At 70.2% G+C, this 17,852-nt stretch carries 17 protein-coding genes; 5 read left to right on the forward strand and 12 right to left on the reverse strand.

The features are described 5' to 3' along the window. From F4560_RS08560 to F4560_RS08570, 3 genes are read right to left on the reverse strand one after another with little or no spacing between them, the layout of a single operon-like run. A complete protein-coding gene (locus tag F4560_RS08560) occupies positions 1 to 639 on the reverse strand; it encodes a response regulator (RefSeq protein ID WP_184918400.1) in 639 nt (212 codons plus the stop codon). Beyond that, positions 636 to 1,838, reverse strand: a complete 1,203-nt coding sequence (locus tag F4560_RS46035; RefSeq protein ID WP_184918402.1) for a sensor histidine kinase — start codon at positions 1,836 to 1,838, stop codon at positions 636 to 638. Before F4560_RS46035 ends, F4560_RS08560 begins: the two co-directional genes overlap by 4 nt. Then, positions 1,835 to 3,016: a DUF418 domain-containing protein gene (locus tag F4560_RS08570; protein ID WP_184918404.1), complete on the reverse strand. Its 1,182-nt coding sequence runs from the start codon at positions 3,014 to 3,016 to the stop codon at positions 1,835 to 1,837. Before F4560_RS08570 ends, F4560_RS46035 begins: the two co-directional genes overlap by 4 nt. Positions 3,017 to 3,635: 619 nt before the next feature. On the opposite strand from F4560_RS08570, the gene F4560_RS08575 reads away from it, so the two are divergent. Next, entirely contained in the window at positions 3,636 to 3,773 is a 138-nt protein-coding gene (locus F4560_RS08575) for a hypothetical protein (protein ID WP_184918406.1), read from the forward strand. 408 nt (positions 3,774 to 4,181) lie between these two features. Beyond that, positions 4,182 to 5,876, forward strand: a complete 1,695-nt coding sequence (locus tag F4560_RS08580; protein ID WP_184918408.1) for a GAF domain-containing sensor histidine kinase — start codon at positions 4,182 to 4,184, stop codon at positions 5,874 to 5,876. Here the strand turns inward: F4560_RS08580 and F4560_RS08585 are convergent. The 6 genes from F4560_RS08585 to F4560_RS46040 form a co-directional block, all read right to left on the reverse strand. Further along, positions 5,873 to 6,526, reverse strand: coding sequence for a response regulator transcription factor (locus F4560_RS08585; protein ID WP_221484106.1), 654 nt, complete (start codon positions 6,524 to 6,526; stop codon positions 5,873 to 5,875). The two genes, F4560_RS08580 and F4560_RS08585, sit on opposite strands and share 4 nt — an antisense overlap. A 581-nt stretch (positions 6,527 to 7,107) precedes the next feature. After that, a complete protein-coding gene (locus tag F4560_RS08590; RefSeq protein WP_184918410.1) occupies positions 7,108 to 7,380 on the reverse strand; it encodes a DUF6544 family protein in 273 nt (90 codons plus the stop codon). 88 nt (positions 7,381 to 7,468) lie between these two features. After that, positions 7,469 to 8,665, reverse strand: coding sequence for a globin domain-containing protein (locus tag F4560_RS08595; RefSeq protein WP_184918412.1), 1,197 nt, complete (start codon positions 8,663 to 8,665; stop codon positions 7,469 to 7,471). 592 nt (positions 8,666 to 9,257) lie between these two features. After that, positions 9,258 to 10,211 carry a transposase domain-containing protein gene (locus tag F4560_RS08600; RefSeq protein ID WP_221483408.1) on the reverse strand — a complete coding sequence of 318 codons (954 nt, stop codon included), beginning with the start codon at positions 10,209 to 10,211 and terminating at the stop codon, positions 9,258 to 9,260. A gap of 279 nt (positions 10,212 to 10,490) precedes the next feature. Next, complete coding sequence (locus F4560_RS08605) at positions 10,491 to 10,730, reverse strand: hypothetical protein (protein ID WP_184918414.1); 240 nt, start codon at positions 10,728 to 10,730, stop codon at positions 10,491 to 10,493. Between the two features lies 1 nt (position 10,731). Continuing rightward, the gene (locus tag F4560_RS46040; RefSeq protein WP_184918416.1) at positions 10,732 to 10,902 is read right to left on the reverse strand and encodes a hypothetical protein; all 171 of its coding nucleotides are present in this window, start codon (positions 10,900 to 10,902) and stop codon (positions 10,732 to 10,734) included. A gap of 843 nt (positions 10,903 to 11,745) precedes the next feature. On the opposite strand from F4560_RS46040, the gene F4560_RS46045 reads away from it, so the two are divergent. Both F4560_RS46045 and F4560_RS08620 read left to right on the forward strand, forming a co-directional pair. After that, on the forward strand, positions 11,746 to 13,056 hold the full coding sequence (locus F4560_RS46045) for an RICIN domain-containing protein (RefSeq protein ID WP_221483409.1): 1,311 nt from the start codon (positions 11,746 to 11,748) through the stop codon (positions 13,054 to 13,056). A gap of 98 nt (positions 13,057 to 13,154) precedes the next feature. After that, the gene (locus F4560_RS08620) at positions 13,155 to 14,663 is read left to right on the forward strand and encodes an RICIN domain-containing protein (protein WP_184918417.1); all 1,509 of its coding nucleotides are present in this window, start codon (positions 13,155 to 13,157) and stop codon (positions 14,661 to 14,663) included. On the opposite strand, the gene F4560_RS08625 is transcribed toward F4560_RS08620, so the two are convergent. From F4560_RS08625 to F4560_RS08635, 3 genes are all read right to left on the reverse strand, one after another. Beyond that, positions 14,636 to 15,568 (reverse strand): helix-turn-helix domain-containing protein, encoded by a 933-nt coding sequence (locus tag F4560_RS08625; RefSeq protein ID WP_312868858.1) that lies wholly within the window; start codon positions 15,566 to 15,568, stop codon positions 14,636 to 14,638. The genes F4560_RS08620 and F4560_RS08625 overlap by 28 nt on opposite strands. Positions 15,569 to 15,577: 9 nt before the next feature. Next, positions 15,578 to 16,411, reverse strand: coding sequence for an alpha/beta fold hydrolase (locus F4560_RS08630; RefSeq protein ID WP_246477761.1), 834 nt, complete (start codon positions 16,409 to 16,411; stop codon positions 15,578 to 15,580). 86 nt (positions 16,412 to 16,497) lie between these two features. Next, positions 16,498 to 16,869 (reverse strand): winged helix-turn-helix transcriptional regulator, encoded by a 372-nt coding sequence (locus tag F4560_RS08635; protein ID WP_184918419.1) that lies wholly within the window; start codon positions 16,867 to 16,869, stop codon positions 16,498 to 16,500. Positions 16,870 to 16,965: 96 nt separating this feature from the next. Between F4560_RS08635 and F4560_RS08640 the strand changes: the two genes are divergently transcribed. Further along, positions 16,966 to 17,805: an SDR family oxidoreductase gene (locus F4560_RS08640; protein ID WP_184918421.1), complete on the forward strand. Its 840-nt coding sequence runs from the start codon at positions 16,966 to 16,968 to the stop codon at positions 17,803 to 17,805. The last annotated feature ends 47 nt before the right edge of the window (positions 17,806 to 17,852 follow it).

Here is a 17,852-nt window from a genome sequence, read left to right on the forward strand (position 1 = left end):
TCACCCGTCCAGGACGCCGCGCCGGTAGGCCGCCGCGACGGCTGAGGCGCGGTCGGGGACCTCCAGCTTGGCGTAGATGTGCAGGAGGTGGGTCTTCACGGTGGCCTCGCTGATGTAGAGGCGGGCGGCGGTCTCGCGGTTGGTCTTGCCTTCGGCGACGAGCGCCAGCACCTCGCGTTCACGCGCGCTCAGCCGGACCTCGGTCAGCGGGCGGTGGGGGCGGATGCGGGTGAGGAGCAGGGCGGCGACGGACGGGGCGAGGACGGTCTGGCCGCGCGCGGCGGCGCGCACGGCGCGGAACAGTTCCTCGCGGGGGGTGTCCTTGAGCAGGTAGCCGATCGCACCGGCCTCGATGGCGGGCAGCACGTCGGAGTCGGTGTCGTGGGTGGTGAGGACCAGGACCCGGATGGTCGGGACGCGGTCCATCAGCAGGCGGATCAGGGTGCCGCCACTGGGCTCGGGCATCCGCAGGTCGGTCAGCACCACGTCCGGACGGGTCGCGGCCACCACGGTCAGGGCCTCGGTCCCGGAGGCCGCCTCGCCGACCACCACCAGGTCCGGTTGCGTGCCGAGCATGCCTCGCAGCCCGTCCCGCACCACCGGGTGGTCGTCGACGACCACCAGCCGCAGCGGCGTCACCGGTCCACCCCGATCGCCGGGACGGTGACGCTGACCGCCGTCCCGCCACCCGGCGCGCACTCGATGTCGACGTCACCGGCCAACGCGCGCACCCGCTCCCGCAACGCCGTGAGCCCGAAGCCGCCGGTCTCTCCGGGCGTGAACCCGGTCCCGTCGTCGCACACGTCCAAGACGACCACGTCCTCCATATAGGACAGTGTGACGTCCACGCGTCGCGCCTGTGCGTGTCGGCCCACGTTGGACAGGGTCTCCTGGGCGGCACGCAGGACGGTCACCTCGACTTCCGAGTGCAGCGGCTGGGGTGTTCCGGTCACGGTGAACGTGGCGGGGACGCCGTACTGGTCCCGCCACGTCGTCACGGCCTGCCGCACGGCGTCACCCAGACGGGCGTCCTGGAGCGGTCCGGGGCGCAGCGCCTCGATCGAGCGGCGGACCTCCACGAGGCTGGTGCGGGCCAGGCCGCCGGCGATCTCCAGCCGGGAGCGCACCGGACCGGGCGGGACGGCGCGCTCGTCGATCGCCTCCAGCTGGGTGACGATCCCGGTCAGCCCCTGGGCGACCGTGTCGTGGATCTCCCGGGCCAGCCGCGCGCGTTCACCGGCGACCCCGGCGGCCCTGGCCTGCTCGACCAGGAGCTCGTGCAGCCGGGCGTTCTCGGCGGCTACCGCGACCAGCTCGGAGTTGATCTTCCGGCGCCGGATCGCCTCCCGTTCCATCGCCCTGATCATGGCGCCGACCAGCACGGCCAGCGCCGTGCTCAGGGTGAGGTTGACCAGCAGTTGGCGCGGTTCCGTCCCGGGGATCATCAGCCACGGGATGTTCGCCGCCACCACGCCGAGGTACGCGGGCCACCCGGGCAGCGTGGTGAACGCGAGCACGTAGCACATGGGGACGAACAGCTGGAACGCTTCGTCGCGCAGCACCAGGACGGAGGTGAACGCGAGCAGGCCGACGAAGTACCCGACCATCGGCCACACCCAGCGGTCCCACCACTGCGGGTGCATCAGCACGAACCACCAGTGCCACACCGCGAGAGCGGCGGCGATGCCCAGGGTGGCGGCCTGGTCCGACGAGTCCTCCGGGCCGGTGGCCACCGACACCGCGCAGGCCAGCAGGAGCAGGCCCAACGGGGCCAGCGCCCACGCCTGGTTCCACCGCCGCTCCCGCAACAGGCCCAACTGTTCCTCCACCGACGTCACACCGCCATCTTCTCCGTTGGGCGGCGATAAGTCAGGCGACGCAACAGCGCCTCGGCGGGTCCGCGCCGGCCCGTGCGGCGGAGCAGGACGGCGAGCAGCACCGAAACCAGCCACGTGCCCAGGGCGACCACGGCGACCTCGGCGGTCCCGAGCGTCGCACCCAGCCCCAGGGTGTAGGGCATCAGCAGCGCCACGAACACCACCGACTGGAACAGGTAGCAGCTGAGCGAGTACTGCCCGGTCGTGACGAGCGCCCGGACCACCGGTCCCCGCCGCTCGCCGACGCGGATCGCGACCAGGCCGATGAGGGCCGCGTACCCGAGACCACCGGCAACACCGGTCACCGCGTGCGCCGCCGAGATGCCCCACAGCGTGAGCGGCGACGTCGGTTCCCAGAAGCCGCCCACCGCCAACGCGATCGGCAACCCGCCCACCACGGCCGCCGTCAGCCCGATTACGGCGGTGCGGAGGAGCAGGGCGCGGTGCGCGGCCGGGTCGGTCAGCACCCCACGCCTGGCGGCCCACGTGCCGACCAGCACCGCGCTGCCCACGCCGAGGATGCCGAACGGCGTCAGCAGCCAGTCCGTCGGTCGCAGGACGAGCGCCGTGATCGGGTCCGCCGCCTCGAAGGAGAAGAAGTGGGAACGCCCGCCGTCCGGCGGCATCATCGCGGTGGCCCCCTGCACCACCGCCACGACGACCAGCCACCAGGCGGCGGCGGTGAGCAGCTTGCGGTCCGGGGTCCGTCGCCACGCGACCACCAGGAAGCCCAGGATCCCGTACGTGATCAGGATGTCACCGGGGAACAGCAGCACCACGTGGGCCGCCCCGAACACGATCAGCCACCGGCTCCGCCGCCGCAGGAGCCTCGTTGCCTCCCGGTCGTCCACCCCACCCGCCCGTTGCCGCTGGTACATGTGCACGACGCCGTACGCGAAGAGGGCGGCGAACATCGGGTACGCGCGCCCGTCGACCAAGGCCACGTCCAGGACGCTGACCACCCGGTCGAGCACACCGTCCTCGACGATGTGCTGGCGCACGCCGTACGGTCGGCCGTAGAGGTACACCACGGAGTTCGCCAGGGCGATCAGGGCGAGCATCAGCCCGCGGGCCAGATCCGGCGCGAGCGCCCGTTCCCCGCCCGCGACCGGCCCCACCGCGGTAGTCGTCTGTGTCATGGCCCCAGCCTGGTGCGGCGCGGGGCGCGGCGGATCGGTGAGCTGTCCGACCCCGCGCATCCACCCGAGCCGTCCGCCGGTCAACCGATCGGTGGATGCGCGACGCGCCCCGGCGTGCCCGTCGGGACCACGCGCGCTGAATCCGACACGGCTTGGGATCGCCCACCGAGGTCCGGGGCTAACCCAGCGTTAGCCCAGGACGCGGATGCCGCGCAGGAGCTTGTTGTGCGCGCGGTGTCGACGTGTAGCGGGCTGATGATGTCCGGGTGCGGCGGGAACGGGGTGTGCACGCCTGCCCTTGCCCCGGTGTAGCCGACGCCGGCGAGGGCCGGAAGCCCGTCGTGGACGGCCTTGTACAGGGTGGGAAGTGCGTGGGCGCGGGCGGCGCGCGGATCGACCGGATGGCGAGCCCGGTACAAACGGTGGGGTGGTAAGGCGGGGTTTTCTTCGGAGAAGGCCGCCGAAGAGTGGGGTGTTGAGCAAGGGGCGTTGATCCGTCGGAACATGTGGCTCGATCCGAGGGACGGGGGAGACGTCGGTCGGTGAGTTCGTCGGGGTGTGGTGTGAGGCGGTCTCGTCTTGTCTGGAGCCCAACACCGGGGTCAAGTACCGGTTCTACATGGACAACCATCTGTTGCCGTGGTGGCGGGCGTGGCCGGTGATCGGCATCTTCAACGGCTACGTCGAGATCGAGCGGTGGCTGTCGTGGTTGCAGGACGAGGAGTACGCCGAGTCGGGCATCGCGTCGATTTCGTGAGGTTCTCGGCGATTCTCAACGCCGGTGTCCGGGTGAAGATCATTCCGGCCGACCCGTGTTACGGCGTCAGGGTCACCGGTGGTGGGTTCGAGAACGAGCGATTGTTGGCCACTCCGGTGCAGGTGTTGCGTGCGGCGATGAGGTTGTACGGGTCGGAGATGGGCCTGTCGGGGTTCACGCTGTGCCTGCTCGACTTCTGCACCGGAGGCCGGTGGATCGAGTTGGTCGGCAGGAGCGGCACGAGTACGACGAGGTCGAGCGGGCGATCACCATTCGGTACCTGCTCAAGGAGATCAACGACACGTTGCTCAACTGTGCGTCGCCGGGGAGCGGGAACACACGGTCGAAGGTCCCTGCCGTGCAGGGTCCGCCGGACTTGGTTGCGCCCGGTGGTGGAAGGCTGGTCCCGTGGCCGGATCTGCTGACAAGGAGACGCCGCACCGCCTGCTGGGCGGGCTGCGGTTGGACGAGTTGCTCGACGAGGTGCGGGAGCGGCTGACCGAGATCGGCTCGACCCGGGACAAGATGCAGGGTCTGCTGGACGCGGTGCTGGCGGTCGGGGCGGGGCTGGAGCTCGATTCGACGCTGCAGCGGATCGTGCAGGCAGCTGTGGAGCTGGTCGGGGCCCGGTACGGCGCGTTGGGCGTGCTGGGCACCCAGGAGAACCTGTCGGAGTTCGTCTACGTGGGCATCGACCCGGAGACGCGGTCGCACATGGGTCACCTGCCGCAGGGCAAAGGGCTGCTCGGGCTGCTGATCAAGGATCCGCGGGCGATCCGGCTGCACGACCTGTCCGAGCACCCGGCGTCGGTCGGTTTTCCGGCCAACCACCCGCCGATGCACAGCTTCCTCGGCGTTCCGGTGCGGGTGCGCGACGAGGTGTTCGGCAACCTCTACATGACCGAGAAGGTCGACGGCAACGACTTCAGCGCCGATGACGAGGTCGTGCTGACCGCGCTGGCGGCCGCAGCGGGTGTCGCGGTGGAAAACGCCCGGTTGTTCGAGCGGTCCCGGATGCGCGAGCGCTGGCTGGAGGCCACGGCGGAGATCAACACCGAGTTGCTGGGTGGTGCTTCGGCGGACGACGCGCTGCGGTTGATCGCGCAGCGGACCCGTGAACTGTCGGCGGCGTCGATGTCGCTGATCGTGCTGGTCGACAGTGCTGACGGGCAGCGGCTGCGCATGGCCGCCGGTGCCGGTGAGCGCGTCGAGGGCCTGGTCGGCAGTGTGCTGACCGGATCCGGGTCGGTGGTGGAGCAGGTGTTGGCCTCGGCCACGCCGAGGCTGGTCGAGGAGTTGGAGGGGCGGCTCGGTGACGCGCTCGTCAACGTGGGCCCGGGCGTCGCCGTGCCGTTGCGGGCCGGTGCGAGCGTGACCGGGGTGCTGTTGGTGGCGCGGGAGAAGGGCGGGGCCAGGTTCGGCGCGGAGCAGGTGCCGTTGTTGGCGTCGTTCGCGGACCAGGCGGCGGTGGCGTTGGAGTTCGCGGAGAACCAGCGGGCGCGGCGGTTGGTGGACGTGTTGGAGGACCGTGACCGGATCGCGCGTGACCTGCACGATCACGTGATCCAGCGGTTGTTCGCCACGGGCATGAGCTTGCAGGGCGCGTTGGGCGCGATCCGCGAGCCGCAGGTGCGGGAGCGGGTGCGCAAGGCGGTGCACCAGCTGGACGAGACCGTGCTGGAGATCCGCACGTCGATCTTCGACCTCCAGTCCGGTGACGACCTGCCGGGTGTGCGGCGGCGTCTGCTGGACCTGGTCTCCGAGCTCACCGAGCACGCCGCCGTCACGCCGACCGTGCGGATGACCGGGACGGTGGACAACTCGGTGCCCGACGACGTCGGCGAGCACGCCGAGGCGGTGGTGCGGGAGGCGGTGACCAACGCGGTCCGGCACGCCAAGGCGAAGGAACTGGTGCTCACCGTGGAGGCGGGCGACGAGTTGACCATCTCGGTCGTGGACGACGGTGTGGGCATGCCGCCTGCCGTGGCCCGCAGCGGACTGCGCAACCTGGAACAGCGGGCCGCCGCGTTGGGCGGCACCTGTTCGGTGACGGCCGAACCGGACGGCGGCACTCGGCTGACCTGGCAGGTTCCGCTGGCTTAGCCCTCCGACTGCGGCGCGGGCTTGCGCAGGCGGGTGGCGAGGACGGCGGCCTGGGTGCGGCGTTCGAGGCCGAGCTTGGCCAGCAGGTTCGAGACGTAGTTCTTGACGGTCTTCTCGGCCAGGAACATCTTCTCGGCGATCTGCCGGTTGGTGAGGCCCTCGCCGATGTAGTCGAGCACGGTGCGTTCCTGCTCGGTGAGCATCCGCACCGGATCGCCCTGCTCGCGTTCGCGGCGGATGCGGTTGAGCAGCGCCGCCGTGGAGCGGGCATCGAGCAGGGACTCGCCGGCGGTGACGGTGCGGACCGCCGTCTGCAGGTCGGTGCCGAGGATGCGCTTAAGCACGAATCCGGACGCGCCGGCCATGATGGCGTCGAACAGGGCCTCGTCGTCGGTGAACGAGGTCAGCATCAGGCACTTGAGCTCCGGCATCTGCGACCGCAGCTCGCGGCACAGCTCGATGCCGTTGCCATCGGGCAGCCGCACGTCCAGCACGGCGACGTCCGCGCCGCTGCCAGGCACCCTGGCCAGCGCCTCGGCCACCGACCCGGCCTCGCCCACCACCTCCAGATCGTCCGCGCTGTTGAGCAATTCCCGCACGCCGACGCGGACCACCTCGTGGTCGTCCACCAGAAACACCCGAGCCACCAGCTCCCCCTCTCCGTCTTCCGCCTGCACCAACCCTCGTCGGGGAAAGTCGTCCGACACAGGGTCCAAAGACCCTCCCCGCGCCCTCGAGGTCCTTCTACCGAGTAGGTGCACGGCGTGGACCGCTTGATCCTGCTCGGCGGAACGCGGGGGTGCGACGTCCATCGGGTCACGGTGCCACGAGGACAGGGCACGGCGCGTGGTGCAAGGCCGCTCGGGTGGCCGGACTCGTCCGACCAGGATGAGCAGGTCTGTCTCGGCGTACCGGGTGATCGCCTCGTGCGGGTGCATCCTGGCCGGCACCATCGTGTGGTGGGTGCCGCGCAGCACGTCGTCGGCGTGGGTGACCGGCCACATGGGTCCGGCCCGTACCGGCAGTGACGATGTGGCGTGCAGCACGCGCAGCGCCACGTGCTGCCCTTCGGCGTAAGCAACGGCACGGGCCAGGGCCAGGTCGTCGCCGGCCACGTCGCCGGACAACAGGCGCGGGAAACTCGGTGAGTCATGGATTCACGGTGGTCCACCCGACGGCGGCGGCACAGGGCCGTGGGTGGTGTCCGGCGGTGCCCCAAGGGCCCTACCGGTCAGGACCTGGCCTCGCCGTCGGCGACCGGGATCAGGCCCAGGGCGGTGGCGTGCATCCGACCGTGCCTGTTCTCGTAGACGTCCTCGGCCCGCACCGGGACGACGTGTGCGAGCTTGAGGTGCATCCGGAAGAAGCCGTGCGTGGTGGCGTGGAACGACACGTCGGCCGGACGTCCCGGCACGCGGGCGAGCCTCAGGTAGCGCTGCGCCGGCTCGGGCAGGTGGGCGATGTCGTCCGCGGTGATCGGACCGGTGTGAATCGTGCTCGTCATGGGTGGCACCTCCACCTCCAAGCCTGCTCGACCCGCTGTCCGGGCCGCAGAGCCGAAGGCGATCATCGGGAAGGGACTTCCGGCCGCGTCAGGCCGGTGAGCCGTTCGTGCTGTCGACCATGCCCGGCCCGAACACCTCGTAGTGGATGCGGCCGGCGGGCACACCCTGGCGCAGCAGGCCGTCCCGCACGTGGCGCATGAACGGCAGCGGGCCACACACGTGGGCGGTCACGTCCTCGGGCAGCGGCAGGGCGTCGATGTCGATCAGGCCGGGCAGTCCGCCTTCGCCGGTCTCGTACCAGGTGAGCACGTCGGCGGCGGCCAGGCCGGAGACGAGGTGGTTGATCTCGGCCCGCAGGGCGTGCCGGTCGGGGAAGCGTTCGGCGTGCGCGACCACTACCCGTCGGGTGGGGTCGGTGCGGGCGATGTGGTCGAGCATCGCCGCGGTCGGGGTGATGCCGATGCCGCCGCTGATCAGCAGCACCGGGCCGGTCCCGGTCGCGAGGACCTTGTCCCCGGCCGGTGGGCCGACCAGGAGGGTGTCGTCGGCGTGGACGTGGTCGTGCAGGTGGTTGGACACCGCGCCGTCGGGAGCGTCGTCCAAGCCGTGCACGCGGCGCACGGTGATCCTCAGGGAGCCGCGCGCCGGGCCCTGCGACAGGGAGTACTGGCGGGGTTGGCGGTGTCCGTCGGGCAGGTCGACGGCGACGGAGACGTACTGGCCGGGTGCGAAGTCGGGCACCGGGCCGCCGTCGTCGGGTACGAGGGTGAATGACACCGCGTCGACGGCCTCGTCCTGCCGCTTGGCCACCCGCCAGCGCCGCCAGAGCGTCACGGGGTCGGCGTCGCCGCGCTCGTACAGCCGCGCCTCGGCGGCGATCAGCTCGCACGCGAGCAGCCAGTAGACCTCGTCCCAGGCTGCGGCCACCTCGGCGGTGACGGCGTCGCCGAGCACCGTGCCGACGGCGGACATGAGGTGGCGACCGACGATTGGGTACTGCTCGGCGCGGATGCCCAGTGACACGTGCTTGTGGGCGATGCGCTCGGCGATCGGGCCGAACGGCACCGCGCCGGGGTCCAGCAGGTGCTCGGCGAAGGCCACGACGGCGGAGGCCAGCGCGACGCGCTGCTGCCCACTGGCCTGGTTCCCCTGGTTGAACAGGTCGAGCAGTTCGGGGTGGGCGGCGAACATCGACGGGTAGAACACGCCGGTGATCTCCATGGCGTGGTCGCGCACGGCGGGCAGCGTGGCGCGGACCACCTCGGCGGAAGCAGCGGACAGCACGGATGTCTCCTCGGTGGGGTTGGTGGAACGGGGTGGCGGCGGGGGTCGCGGCCGGGCACCCGCTCTGGTCACGACCACAACACTGGCCGACGTCCGCTTGAGCAGCCAGGGATCATGTGACCATGTTGATCGGGACCTTGGCCTCTGCCGGATCGTCCGCGCGGCACCCGCCGTCGTGCGGCGCGCAAGGCGTCGTCGCCACCGCACACCTCGGGGTACCTCCGGCAGACCGACACGACCGGCACGGTGCCGCCTCGGCATGCCGCAAGGTCCGCTCCAGGGCGGCGGTCCCCGACGGTGAGGAATCCACACCGACCACGGTCCTTTCGTCCCGATCACGATCCCGCCCTCATCCCCGGACACGTCGGAGCGGGCGAGCCGCGCCCGCCCGCTCCTGTTCGCGTCACCGCAGCCAGGCGTGGTCGCGGACCACCGGCAGCGTCGCCCACCAGCGGCCCAGACCCCAGGTGGCGTCCGCGACGGCGATCAGCGCGACGGTGTAGGTGATGTGGTAGTCGACGATCGGTTTGGTGGACGTGCTGGGCTCACCGGCCGCGACGGGTGCTCGCCGTGGTCGTGTCGGTCCGGGGCGTTAGTCGCAATGCCGCGTAGTCAGGGCGGTGGGTTGGTCGTCAACCCGGTCGTGATGTGGATGGTCGTGCGGTGGTTGGTGCGGTCGGGGTTGCCTTTGGCGCGGTGTTTGGAGATCGCGCGTTTGACCACGCGGGGGCAGGTCCGGCTGCGGCGCGCCGGCAGTAGGTGGGCGAGCACGGCGTGGCCGACGCGTCCGACCAGGTGGACCGTGGTGCCGGTGATGACGCCGGCGGCGTGGACGACCTGGTCGCGGGCGGTGAGCAGGGCGACGGTGAACCCGGCCCGGTCCGGTGTGCCGCTTTCCGCCGCTGAGCACGGCGGTGATCTCGGCGTCGACCACCCGGACCGCGACTGCGCCCATCGTCGAAAGCCTGGAGCCGTCGGACAGCGTGCCGAGGTCGGGCAGTGGGCGGCCGTCCTTGCAGCGGATCAGTGCCTGCGCGCCGGTCGTGGCGATCGCGGTGAGCAGGTCGGCGACGGCGAAATTGCGGTCGGCCGGCAGCAGCATTCCCGGCCGCAGGCATTTCAGCAGGTGTGGCGCCTGGGTGGTCTCGCCGACACCGATCGGCCCGAACACCGCGCCGATCACTGTGCGGGTGCCGCAGGCCACCACCGCGACCAGCCGCAGCAACGGATAGCCCGACCCGCCGTGGGAACCGGTCTGGCGGCCGTAGGCGGCCAGGTTGGCCGAGGTGTCCGGCACCGACATGGTGGTGCCGTCGATGGCGCAGACCAGCAGCCCGCACCAGCGGGCCGCCCCGGCCGCCGGACCGGCGAGCAGGGCGAACGACGCCCGCAGCGGGGCCGCACCGATCCGGCGTCGGGCCTGGGCCGGCGCGGAGGAAGTCGGCATCGCCACCGGCAGTCCGTCCAGACCGGCAACCAGCCTGGCCCACACCTGCCGGTAACCGGCCTCGGCGAACAACCCGGCCGCCAGCAGCAGGTAGACCACCACCCGCGAGGGCAGGTCACGGACTCTGGCCTGTGTTTCCCGGTCGTGGCCAGGACGTCGTCGACCATCTCGAACGGCACGATCCGGGTCAGCTCGCCCAGATGGCCCGGCGCGAACCGGCCCCCTGCCACAGCCGAGACACGGGTGATGAAACACTGATCTTCCAACGGAGTTCCTGTACTTCAGTGATCTTGGTCGACACTGTTTCCAGCAGGAACTCCGTTGTCATCTCGCCACTCTTGACAGGCGCACCCCAACCTCAAATAAGCGGCATTGGGGCTAACCCTCCGCACGCCGCGCGAGGACGTCCACAGTGGCGACGAACCCGGGCCACCACGACTCGGCCAGCGCGGGATCGTTCCGCGTGCGCGCGGCCTGTTCCACGCAGCGGAAGTAGCGGGCCAGCAGTCGGTCGAAGGCGTCACGGCCGACGTTGACCTCCTCATTCCACGGCATGAAGACGACCACGCCCGTGAACGGCTCCTCGTCCAGCATCTCGTCGGGCAGCATCGTCGCCACCTCAGAAGTTTACGAAGATGGTTCTGATGTCGAAGTTCCGGATGAACCCGGACATGTCGAGACCGGCCGCGGCGGCGCCCGCGAACCCGCCGCCCCCGACCTCCTTGGGCATGGTCAGGCGCTTGATGGCGTCGTTGGCGGCCTGGTTGCCCAGACGGGCCCACTCGTCCACGTTGGACGCCAGCCCGTCGATGACCGGGCGGCTCGGGTGCGGCGGCGTCCAACTGCTCCAGGCCCGTCACCCGACCGGACGCCTCCTGCCGCCCCGGTGGCGATCTGCGCACGTCCGGCCTCGGCCTGTCCGGCGATCTGGGCGCGTGAGGTGGCGACGTTCCGCTTGGCTTGTCCTTGGGCCGCGGTGAACGCCTCGCTCAACCGCTCCCGCCCCGCGTCGGTGGCGCCGTCGATCCGCCCGACCAGCGCGTCGGACCGCCGGCTCATCTCGCCGAGACCCTCCCCGGCGACCCGCCCGCCTTCCCGCGATCTCGCGGTCGTAGGCGGCCTCGATGTCCGATCGCATTCGGTCGAAGGCACTGCCGAAGACGGCGACCAGGTCGACGCCCGCGACGGGTTCGCCTCCGGCGCCGACGGGGCCGACCGGGCCGACCGGTCCTCCGTCCTGCGCGACGACGGGTGGTGCGACCGGATCGGCGGAGGTGTCGTGGCGGGGGCAGTGGTCGCTGCCCTCGCGGCCAACCGTCCAGGGGCGTGTTCGAGGCCTGCGGTCCGCGAACTCGATTCCCGTGTCCGCAATTCGACACCTTCGACATTGTTAGCGCTAACAGGCGTCGAACCATTCGACAATTCCGCCGGTGCTTTGTTCGCATATAGCAAGGAATTCGCTCTTGAGTGGATAGGTCACATACTGTTAGCGTTCACACGGATCGGTGGCGTCGCGCGCACCCACCACGAGCGTCGCTTTCCCGATGTCGCCCGGCGGCCGTGGAGCCCAGCCCGGCGTTCACCTCGTCCCAGGCCGACTCTCACCGGCACCTCACCTGCTAGGAGACCATCCGTGAACGGACAGCTGAAGGTCAGACGTTGGCTGGCGCGGCTCAGCGTCGTGGCGCTCACCGCCGCCTGCGCTGCGGTGGGCGTCGCATCACCCGCGCAAGCCGCCCCCGGCTACGTCTACACGACGTTCAAGGGAGACGCCGCCGCCGACCAGGAGCTCTGGGTCTACTCGTCGGCCAACGGCACGAATTTCAGCGTGCTGGCCGACACGAACTACCGCGGCCCGTCCGGCGTGCTGCGCGACCCCAGCATCATCCAGCACAACGGGCTTTACTACATCGCGCACACCGTCCAGTCGTGGACCACGAACTCGACCCACTTCAACATCGCCTCCAGCCCCGACCTGGTCAACTGGACGCACGTGACGAGCGTGAACTCCGGCGTCGCCAACACGCGGTTCACGTGGGCGCCCGAGTTCTACGTCGAGGGCAGCACCGTCCGGATCATCGTGAGCATCAACCAGACCACCTGCTCCAACTGCTTCCGCCCGTACATCTTCACCGCCCAGAACGCCGCGCTGACGTCCTGGAGCGGACCGGCGCAGATGGGTGGCCTCGGCTACAACTACATCGACACCTACGTGGTGAAGTCGGGTAGCACGTACCACGCGTTCACCAAGAACGAGACCTCCAAGTACATCGAGCACTGGACCAGCACGAGCCTCACCAGCGGGTGGGCCAACCGGGGCCAGTTGTGGAGCTCGGGCTACGAAGGACCGGCCGTGCTGCGGATGAGCGACGGCTCCTGGCGCATCTGGATCGACAAGTACACCAACGGCGGCATCTGGACGGCCACCAGCTCGAACCTGGACTCCTGGTCGGGCCTGAGCCAGATCACCTGCCCCGGTTGCCGCCACGGCACGATCCTGCCGGTGGCCGACGTGCCCGGCTCGACTCCGGCGTACAGCGTGACCAACCGCAACAGCGGCAAGGTGATGGACGTCGTGTCGGCCTCCACCGCGAACAACGCCGAGATCAAGCAGTGGACCTGGAACGGCGGCGGCAACCAGAAGTGGCAGTTCCAGGACGCCGGCAGCGGCTACTTCCGCATCGTCAACCAGAACAGCGGCAAGTGCCTGGACGTGTCGAGCGCCTCCACCGCCGATGGGGCCAACGTCATCCAGTACACCTGCGGTAGCGGCACAAACCAGCAATGGCAGTGGCAGGCCACCGGCAGCTACTTCCGGATCGTCGCGCGGCACAGCGGCAAGTGCCTCGACGTCGCCAACTCCGGCACCGGCGACGGCGCCGACATCCAGCAGCACACCTGTGGCAGCGGCGCCAACCAGCAGTGGAGCCGCACCCAGGTCTGAGCCCGGCCAGTAGGTCGAGCACGTCCAGCAGGGAAACTCGTCAGCACGCCGAGGCGCAGCAGTGGAAAGCGCTTACCAGGTCCAATAAGGGAGATTTCATGACAGTGATCACCGCGTCCGACGGCTACTCGTCAGGTCCACCGCGGCGCACCCGGTCGGCGCGCCGGTTGCTGACCACCCTTGCGGTGACCGCGCTCGCCGCGGCGGGGCTCGTCGTCACCGCGTCGCCGGCCGTTGCCGCGACCAGTCAGTTCCGGGGCATGAACTGGGCCGTGATGGGCGACAACTTCAGCACCGGCACTCTCGTCGTGCAGGGCTTGAGCCAGTCCGACAGCAACGCGACGGTGCGGGCCAAGGCGAACGCGCTCTACGACGACATGGCCGCCACCCTGGGCGTCAACACCGTCCGGCTGCCCATCAACACCCATACCGTGTCCAACACGACTTGGTGGAACGCCTACCGGGGTGCCATCGACGCCGCCACCGAACGCGGGTTCAAGGTCATCCTCGCCTACTGGGAGGACGGCGCGGCCTCCGGCGGCAGGATCACGAACCTCGCCGCGTGGAACACGATGTGGTCCAGCGTGACCAACACGTACGGCTCGAACAGCAACGTCTACTTCGAACCGATGAACGAGCCGCACGGCTACTCGTCGACGGACTGGCGCAACGTCGCGGCGAACTGGCTCAACTACCACACCTCCGCAGTGCCCGGTCGGGTCCTGATCGGTGGCACCGGCTACAGTCAGGACCTGCGGGACGTCTGCAACGACAGCCGCTTCAACTCGACGCTGCTGTCCTTCCACCACTACGCCTTCTTCTACGGCGCGATGACCTACGACCAGTTCCGCAGCCACATCCAGACACGTCTGGGCAATTGCGCGTCGCGTGCGGTGGCGACCGAGTTCGGCGCTCCGATGTCCACCGGCCTCGACTACAGCAACGCGAACAGCGCCGATAACTTCGTGCGTCACATCCGCGCCATGGCCCAGGTCATGCGTGACAACCAGATGGGCGGCACCTACTGGCCCGCGCTCGGCGGCAAGTACAAGGACAACCTCGGTTATGACTGGTACTCGATGTACGCCTTCAGCGGCAGCGGCACCAACCTCAACCTGACCATCCGCAACACCTCCGGCGCCGACCGGCTCCGGTACGCCTGGGGTGACGGCTCCACGAACCCGACGCCGACCTACTACCGGATCGACGTGCGCCACAGCGGCAAGACCATGGGCCTGCCGCAAGCGACCGTCGACAACAGCGCACGCGTCGGCCAGTACACGTACGGCGGCAACGCTTGGCAGCAGTGGCAGTTCCAGGACGCCGGCAGCGGCTACTGGCGCATCGTCAGCCGCCACAGCGGCAAGTGCCTCGATGTGACGGGCGCCTCGACCGCCGACAGCGCCGAGATCATCCAGTACACCTGCGGCACCGGCACCAACCAGCAGTTCCAGATGGTCGCCAACGGCAGCTACTTCCAGCTGCGTGCACGACACAGCGGCAAGTGCGTGGACGTGCCGGCCGCGTCGACGGCGGACGGCGTGATCATCAAGCAGTACACGTGCAACACCGGAACCAATCAGCAGTGGTCGCGCACGGCCGTTTGACGTTCGTGACAGCCCCCGGCGCCGAGCTCTCGTGCTCGGTGCCGGGGGCTGTCTGTACCGGGGTTCCGCGTTGGAGATGAGGCCGGCCACGCGATGTCGTCGATCGCGAGCCACGGCGCGACGGCCACGGCCGAGGGTGTGAGCCCGGTGAACGCCTTGACCTCGCGGTGGAGGTGGGACTGGTCGACGTAGCCGCTCTCGGCGGCGACGCGGGCGGCGGCGTGACCCGCGGCGAGGAGGTGGGCCGCGTGGTCGAACCGCACCAGGCGGGCGGCGCGTTTGGGGCTGGTTCCGAGTTGGGACCCGAAGCGGGACCACAGGCGCTTGCGGCTCCAGCCGACCTCGCCGGCCAAGCTGTCGACCCGTGCCCGGCCTCGGCTGGTGAGCGTCTGCCGCCAAACGTGGGCGACCTCCGGATCGACCGGAGAGCGGGCATCCAGCCGCCGGCCGAGAATGTCGGCCGCGATCGTGAACCGTTCGTCCCACGACGCGGCGGCGCGCAACCTGTCCTCGACCCGCGCCGCGTCCCGGCCCCAGACGTCCGAGAAGGAAGCGATCGTCCCGCTGAGCTCGGGTGATGCGCCGAGCGCCGCGGCTGCCACGTCCGGTTCCAGCCGGATCTGGAGACAGTCGCCCACGCGGCCACCCGCCCGTAGTTCGCCTGGCATCAGCCCGATGACGACGCTGCCGCGCTCGTGCCGGCCGGGGGTGTCGTAGACGATGCCGTCTCCCTCGCCCAGGTCGATGAGCAGGGTGACGGCCGGGTGCGCGACCATGGTGATGTCCACGGGTGAGGGGACGCGCTGGCGGAACCCGGCCATGCTGATCCCCGGCAGGCGATCCGACCGGCGGGGGACTGCGATGTCCACCGTGGTCCAGTCCGGTGGTGCCCCGGTCGACGTCACGTCGCCAGTCTAGGCATCGGGGGCCATGCCGACGGGCGGTTGCCGCGAGGCCCAGCCCAGCAGCAGTTCGCCGGTCGTCTCAGGCGCTTCGAGCATGGGGATGTGCCCGACCCCGGGCAGCAACTCGATCCGCGCGTTCGGAACCACCTCGTACTGGTGCGCCGACGACGGGTCCCAGCGAGGGTCGGCGGCGCCGAAGATCACCAGCACCGGGACGGTGAGGGCGGCGAGACGATCGGGCACGCTGCGTTCCGCGATGTAGGCGAGGTTCCGGCGCAACGTCATCCTGAAGGCGCGGTAGGAGGTCCGCTTCAGATCGGCGACCGTGTCGTCGGGCACGTCCACCGGGCGAGCGGTCGTCGCCCCGATTCCCGCGCGGATCATGGCATCCGAACGCCTCGACCAGATCAGCCGGCCGAAAGGCGGCCCCAGCAGGAACCGGAAGATCAACGGCTGGGGGAGCAACGCGTCCGGACGCGGGCCGCTGCTGATCAGTGCGACCGACCGCACCAGATCAGGGCGCTGTTCGGCGAGCGCGGTCGCGGTGTAACCGCCGCTGGAATGCCCGACGACGGCGACGTGACGCAGGCCAAGATCGTCGAGGACCGCCGCCACCCGGCTTGCCTGCACGGGCACGTCATAGGACGACGGGGGCGGGGACTGGCCGCAGCCCGGGAGGTCGACCCGGATGACGTGGTGGTGGTCGGCCAGTGCCGGGACCACCGGGCTCCACGTGGCACCGGAGGCCCCCGATCCGTGGATGAGCAACAGCGGCGGCGCCTGCCGCGGGCCATCGTGCACCACGTGCATCCCGTGCGAATGCCGAACACCGTTCTCGCCCATGCGAGAGATACTGCGCGGTCCGCCGACCACCGGTCTTGGACAAATGTCACGCAGTTCCAGGTGGCCCTGTGACGGCCGCTGCTTCGCTACGCCACGCCGCGCTGCGGCAGTCGCCGTGTGATCCGGTCGAGCAACTCCGTCAGCGGCTCGCCGACGTCCCGGCCGAACTCGGTCAGCCCGTAGGTGACCTGGGGTGGTGTCGTCGGTTCGACTTTCCGCCAGACCATCCCGTCCTCGACCAGCGCGCGCAGGGACTGGGCGAGCATCTTCTCGCTGATGCCCTGGATGCTCTCGCGCAGCTCGTAGAACCGGAGGTCGTTGCTCAGCAAGGAGATCAGCACCCAGACCCCCCACTTGCTGGTCACGTGGTCGACCACGTTGCGAGCGGGGCAGTCGGTGTGAAACACCTCATACCGAGGCCCGGTGTCGACCTGCGTGAGCTGCGCGCCTCCAGTCATGTCAGGAGCTTACCTCAGGGTACGTCCTTACCAAGAGTTAGCCCGGCTCCTAACGTCATGACCACAGAGGACATTCAGACCAAGAGGAGCTGTTTCATGATCGTGGTGACCGGAGCTACCGGGAACGTGGGCCGACCCTTGACGCAGGCGCTGGCCGAGCGGGGACAGCAGGTGACGGCGGTGTCGCGGCACACCGCGGCGGTGCCGGAAGGTGTCCGTCATGTGGTGGCCGACATGGCCGAGCCCGCCGGCCTCGAGTCCACGCTGGCCGGGGCGAAAGCGTTGTTCCTACTGCTGTCCGGCGACCTGCACGCCGCCGGAGCCAGTCCTGCCGACATCATCGGCCAAGCAGCGGCCGCAGGGGTCCGCCGGGTCGTCCTGCTCTCCACGCTGGGCGTGGCGACCAGGCCCTTCGGCACGACGCGGATCATGATGCGCGGGCTGGAGGACGTGGTGCGGGAGTCCGGACTGGACTGGGCCATCCTGCGGCCGGGCGGCTTCGCCTCCAACGCCCTGTGGTGGGCCGAGTCCGTCCGCTCGCAGCGGGTGGTCGCCGCGCCTTTCGGCGACACCGGGGTGCCGATCATCGACCCGGCGGACATCGCCGAGGTCGCGGCGGCCTGCCTGCTGGACGACCTGCACAGCGGCGGCGTGTACGAGCTGACCGGACCGGAGGTGATCACGCCGCGGCAGCAGTCGGAGGCCATCGCCGCCGCGTTGGGCTCGCCGGTGCGTTTTCACGAGCTCACCCGCGCGGAGGCCAAGGCCGGCATGACCCAGAGCATGCCGGGGGAGCTCGCCGACGACACCCTGGACATCCTCAGCTCTCCGAACCCCGCCGAGCTGCGCGTCAGCCCGGACGTCCAGCGGGTCCTCGGCCGCCCTCCGCGCTCCTTCGCGCACTGGGCCGCCCGCAACGTCGCCGCGTTCCGCTGAGTCCGGTCGGCGCGGACGCGTGGTGATCGTCCGTCGAGCCGCCAGGC

It is taken from the genome of Saccharothrix ecbatanensis, from assembly GCF_014205015.1.
Taxonomy (GTDB): Bacteria; Actinomycetota; Actinomycetes; order Mycobacteriales; family Pseudonocardiaceae; genus Actinosynnema; species Actinosynnema ecbatanense.

Excerpts from the sequence above, each read along its gene's own strand:
- F4560_RS08570 (WP_184918404.1), bottom strand. The coding sequence starts at position 3,016 with ATGACACAGACGACTACCGCGGTGGGGCCGGTCGCGGGCGGGGAACGG.
- F4560_RS08575 (WP_184918406.1), top strand. The coding sequence starts at position 3,636 with ATGGACAACCATCTGTTGCCGTGGTGGCGGGCGTGGCCGGTGATCGGC.
- F4560_RS08590 (WP_184918410.1), bottom strand. The coding sequence starts at position 7,380 with ATGACGAGCACGATTCACACCGGTCCGATCACCGCGGACGACATCGCC.
- F4560_RS08620 (WP_184918417.1), top strand. The coding sequence starts at position 13,155 with ATGACAGTGATCACCGCGTCCGACGGCTACTCGTCAGGTCCACCGCGG.
- F4560_RS08630 (WP_246477761.1), bottom strand. The coding sequence starts at position 16,411 with ATGGGCGAGAACGGTGTTCGGCATTCGCACGGGATGCACGTGGTGCAC.
- F4560_RS08635 (WP_184918419.1), bottom strand. The coding sequence starts at position 16,869 with ATGACTGGAGGCGCGCAGCTCACGCAGGTCGACACCGGGCCTCGGTAT.
- F4560_RS08640 (WP_184918421.1), top strand. The coding sequence starts at position 16,966 with ATGATCGTGGTGACCGGAGCTACCGGGAACGTGGGCCGACCCTTGACG.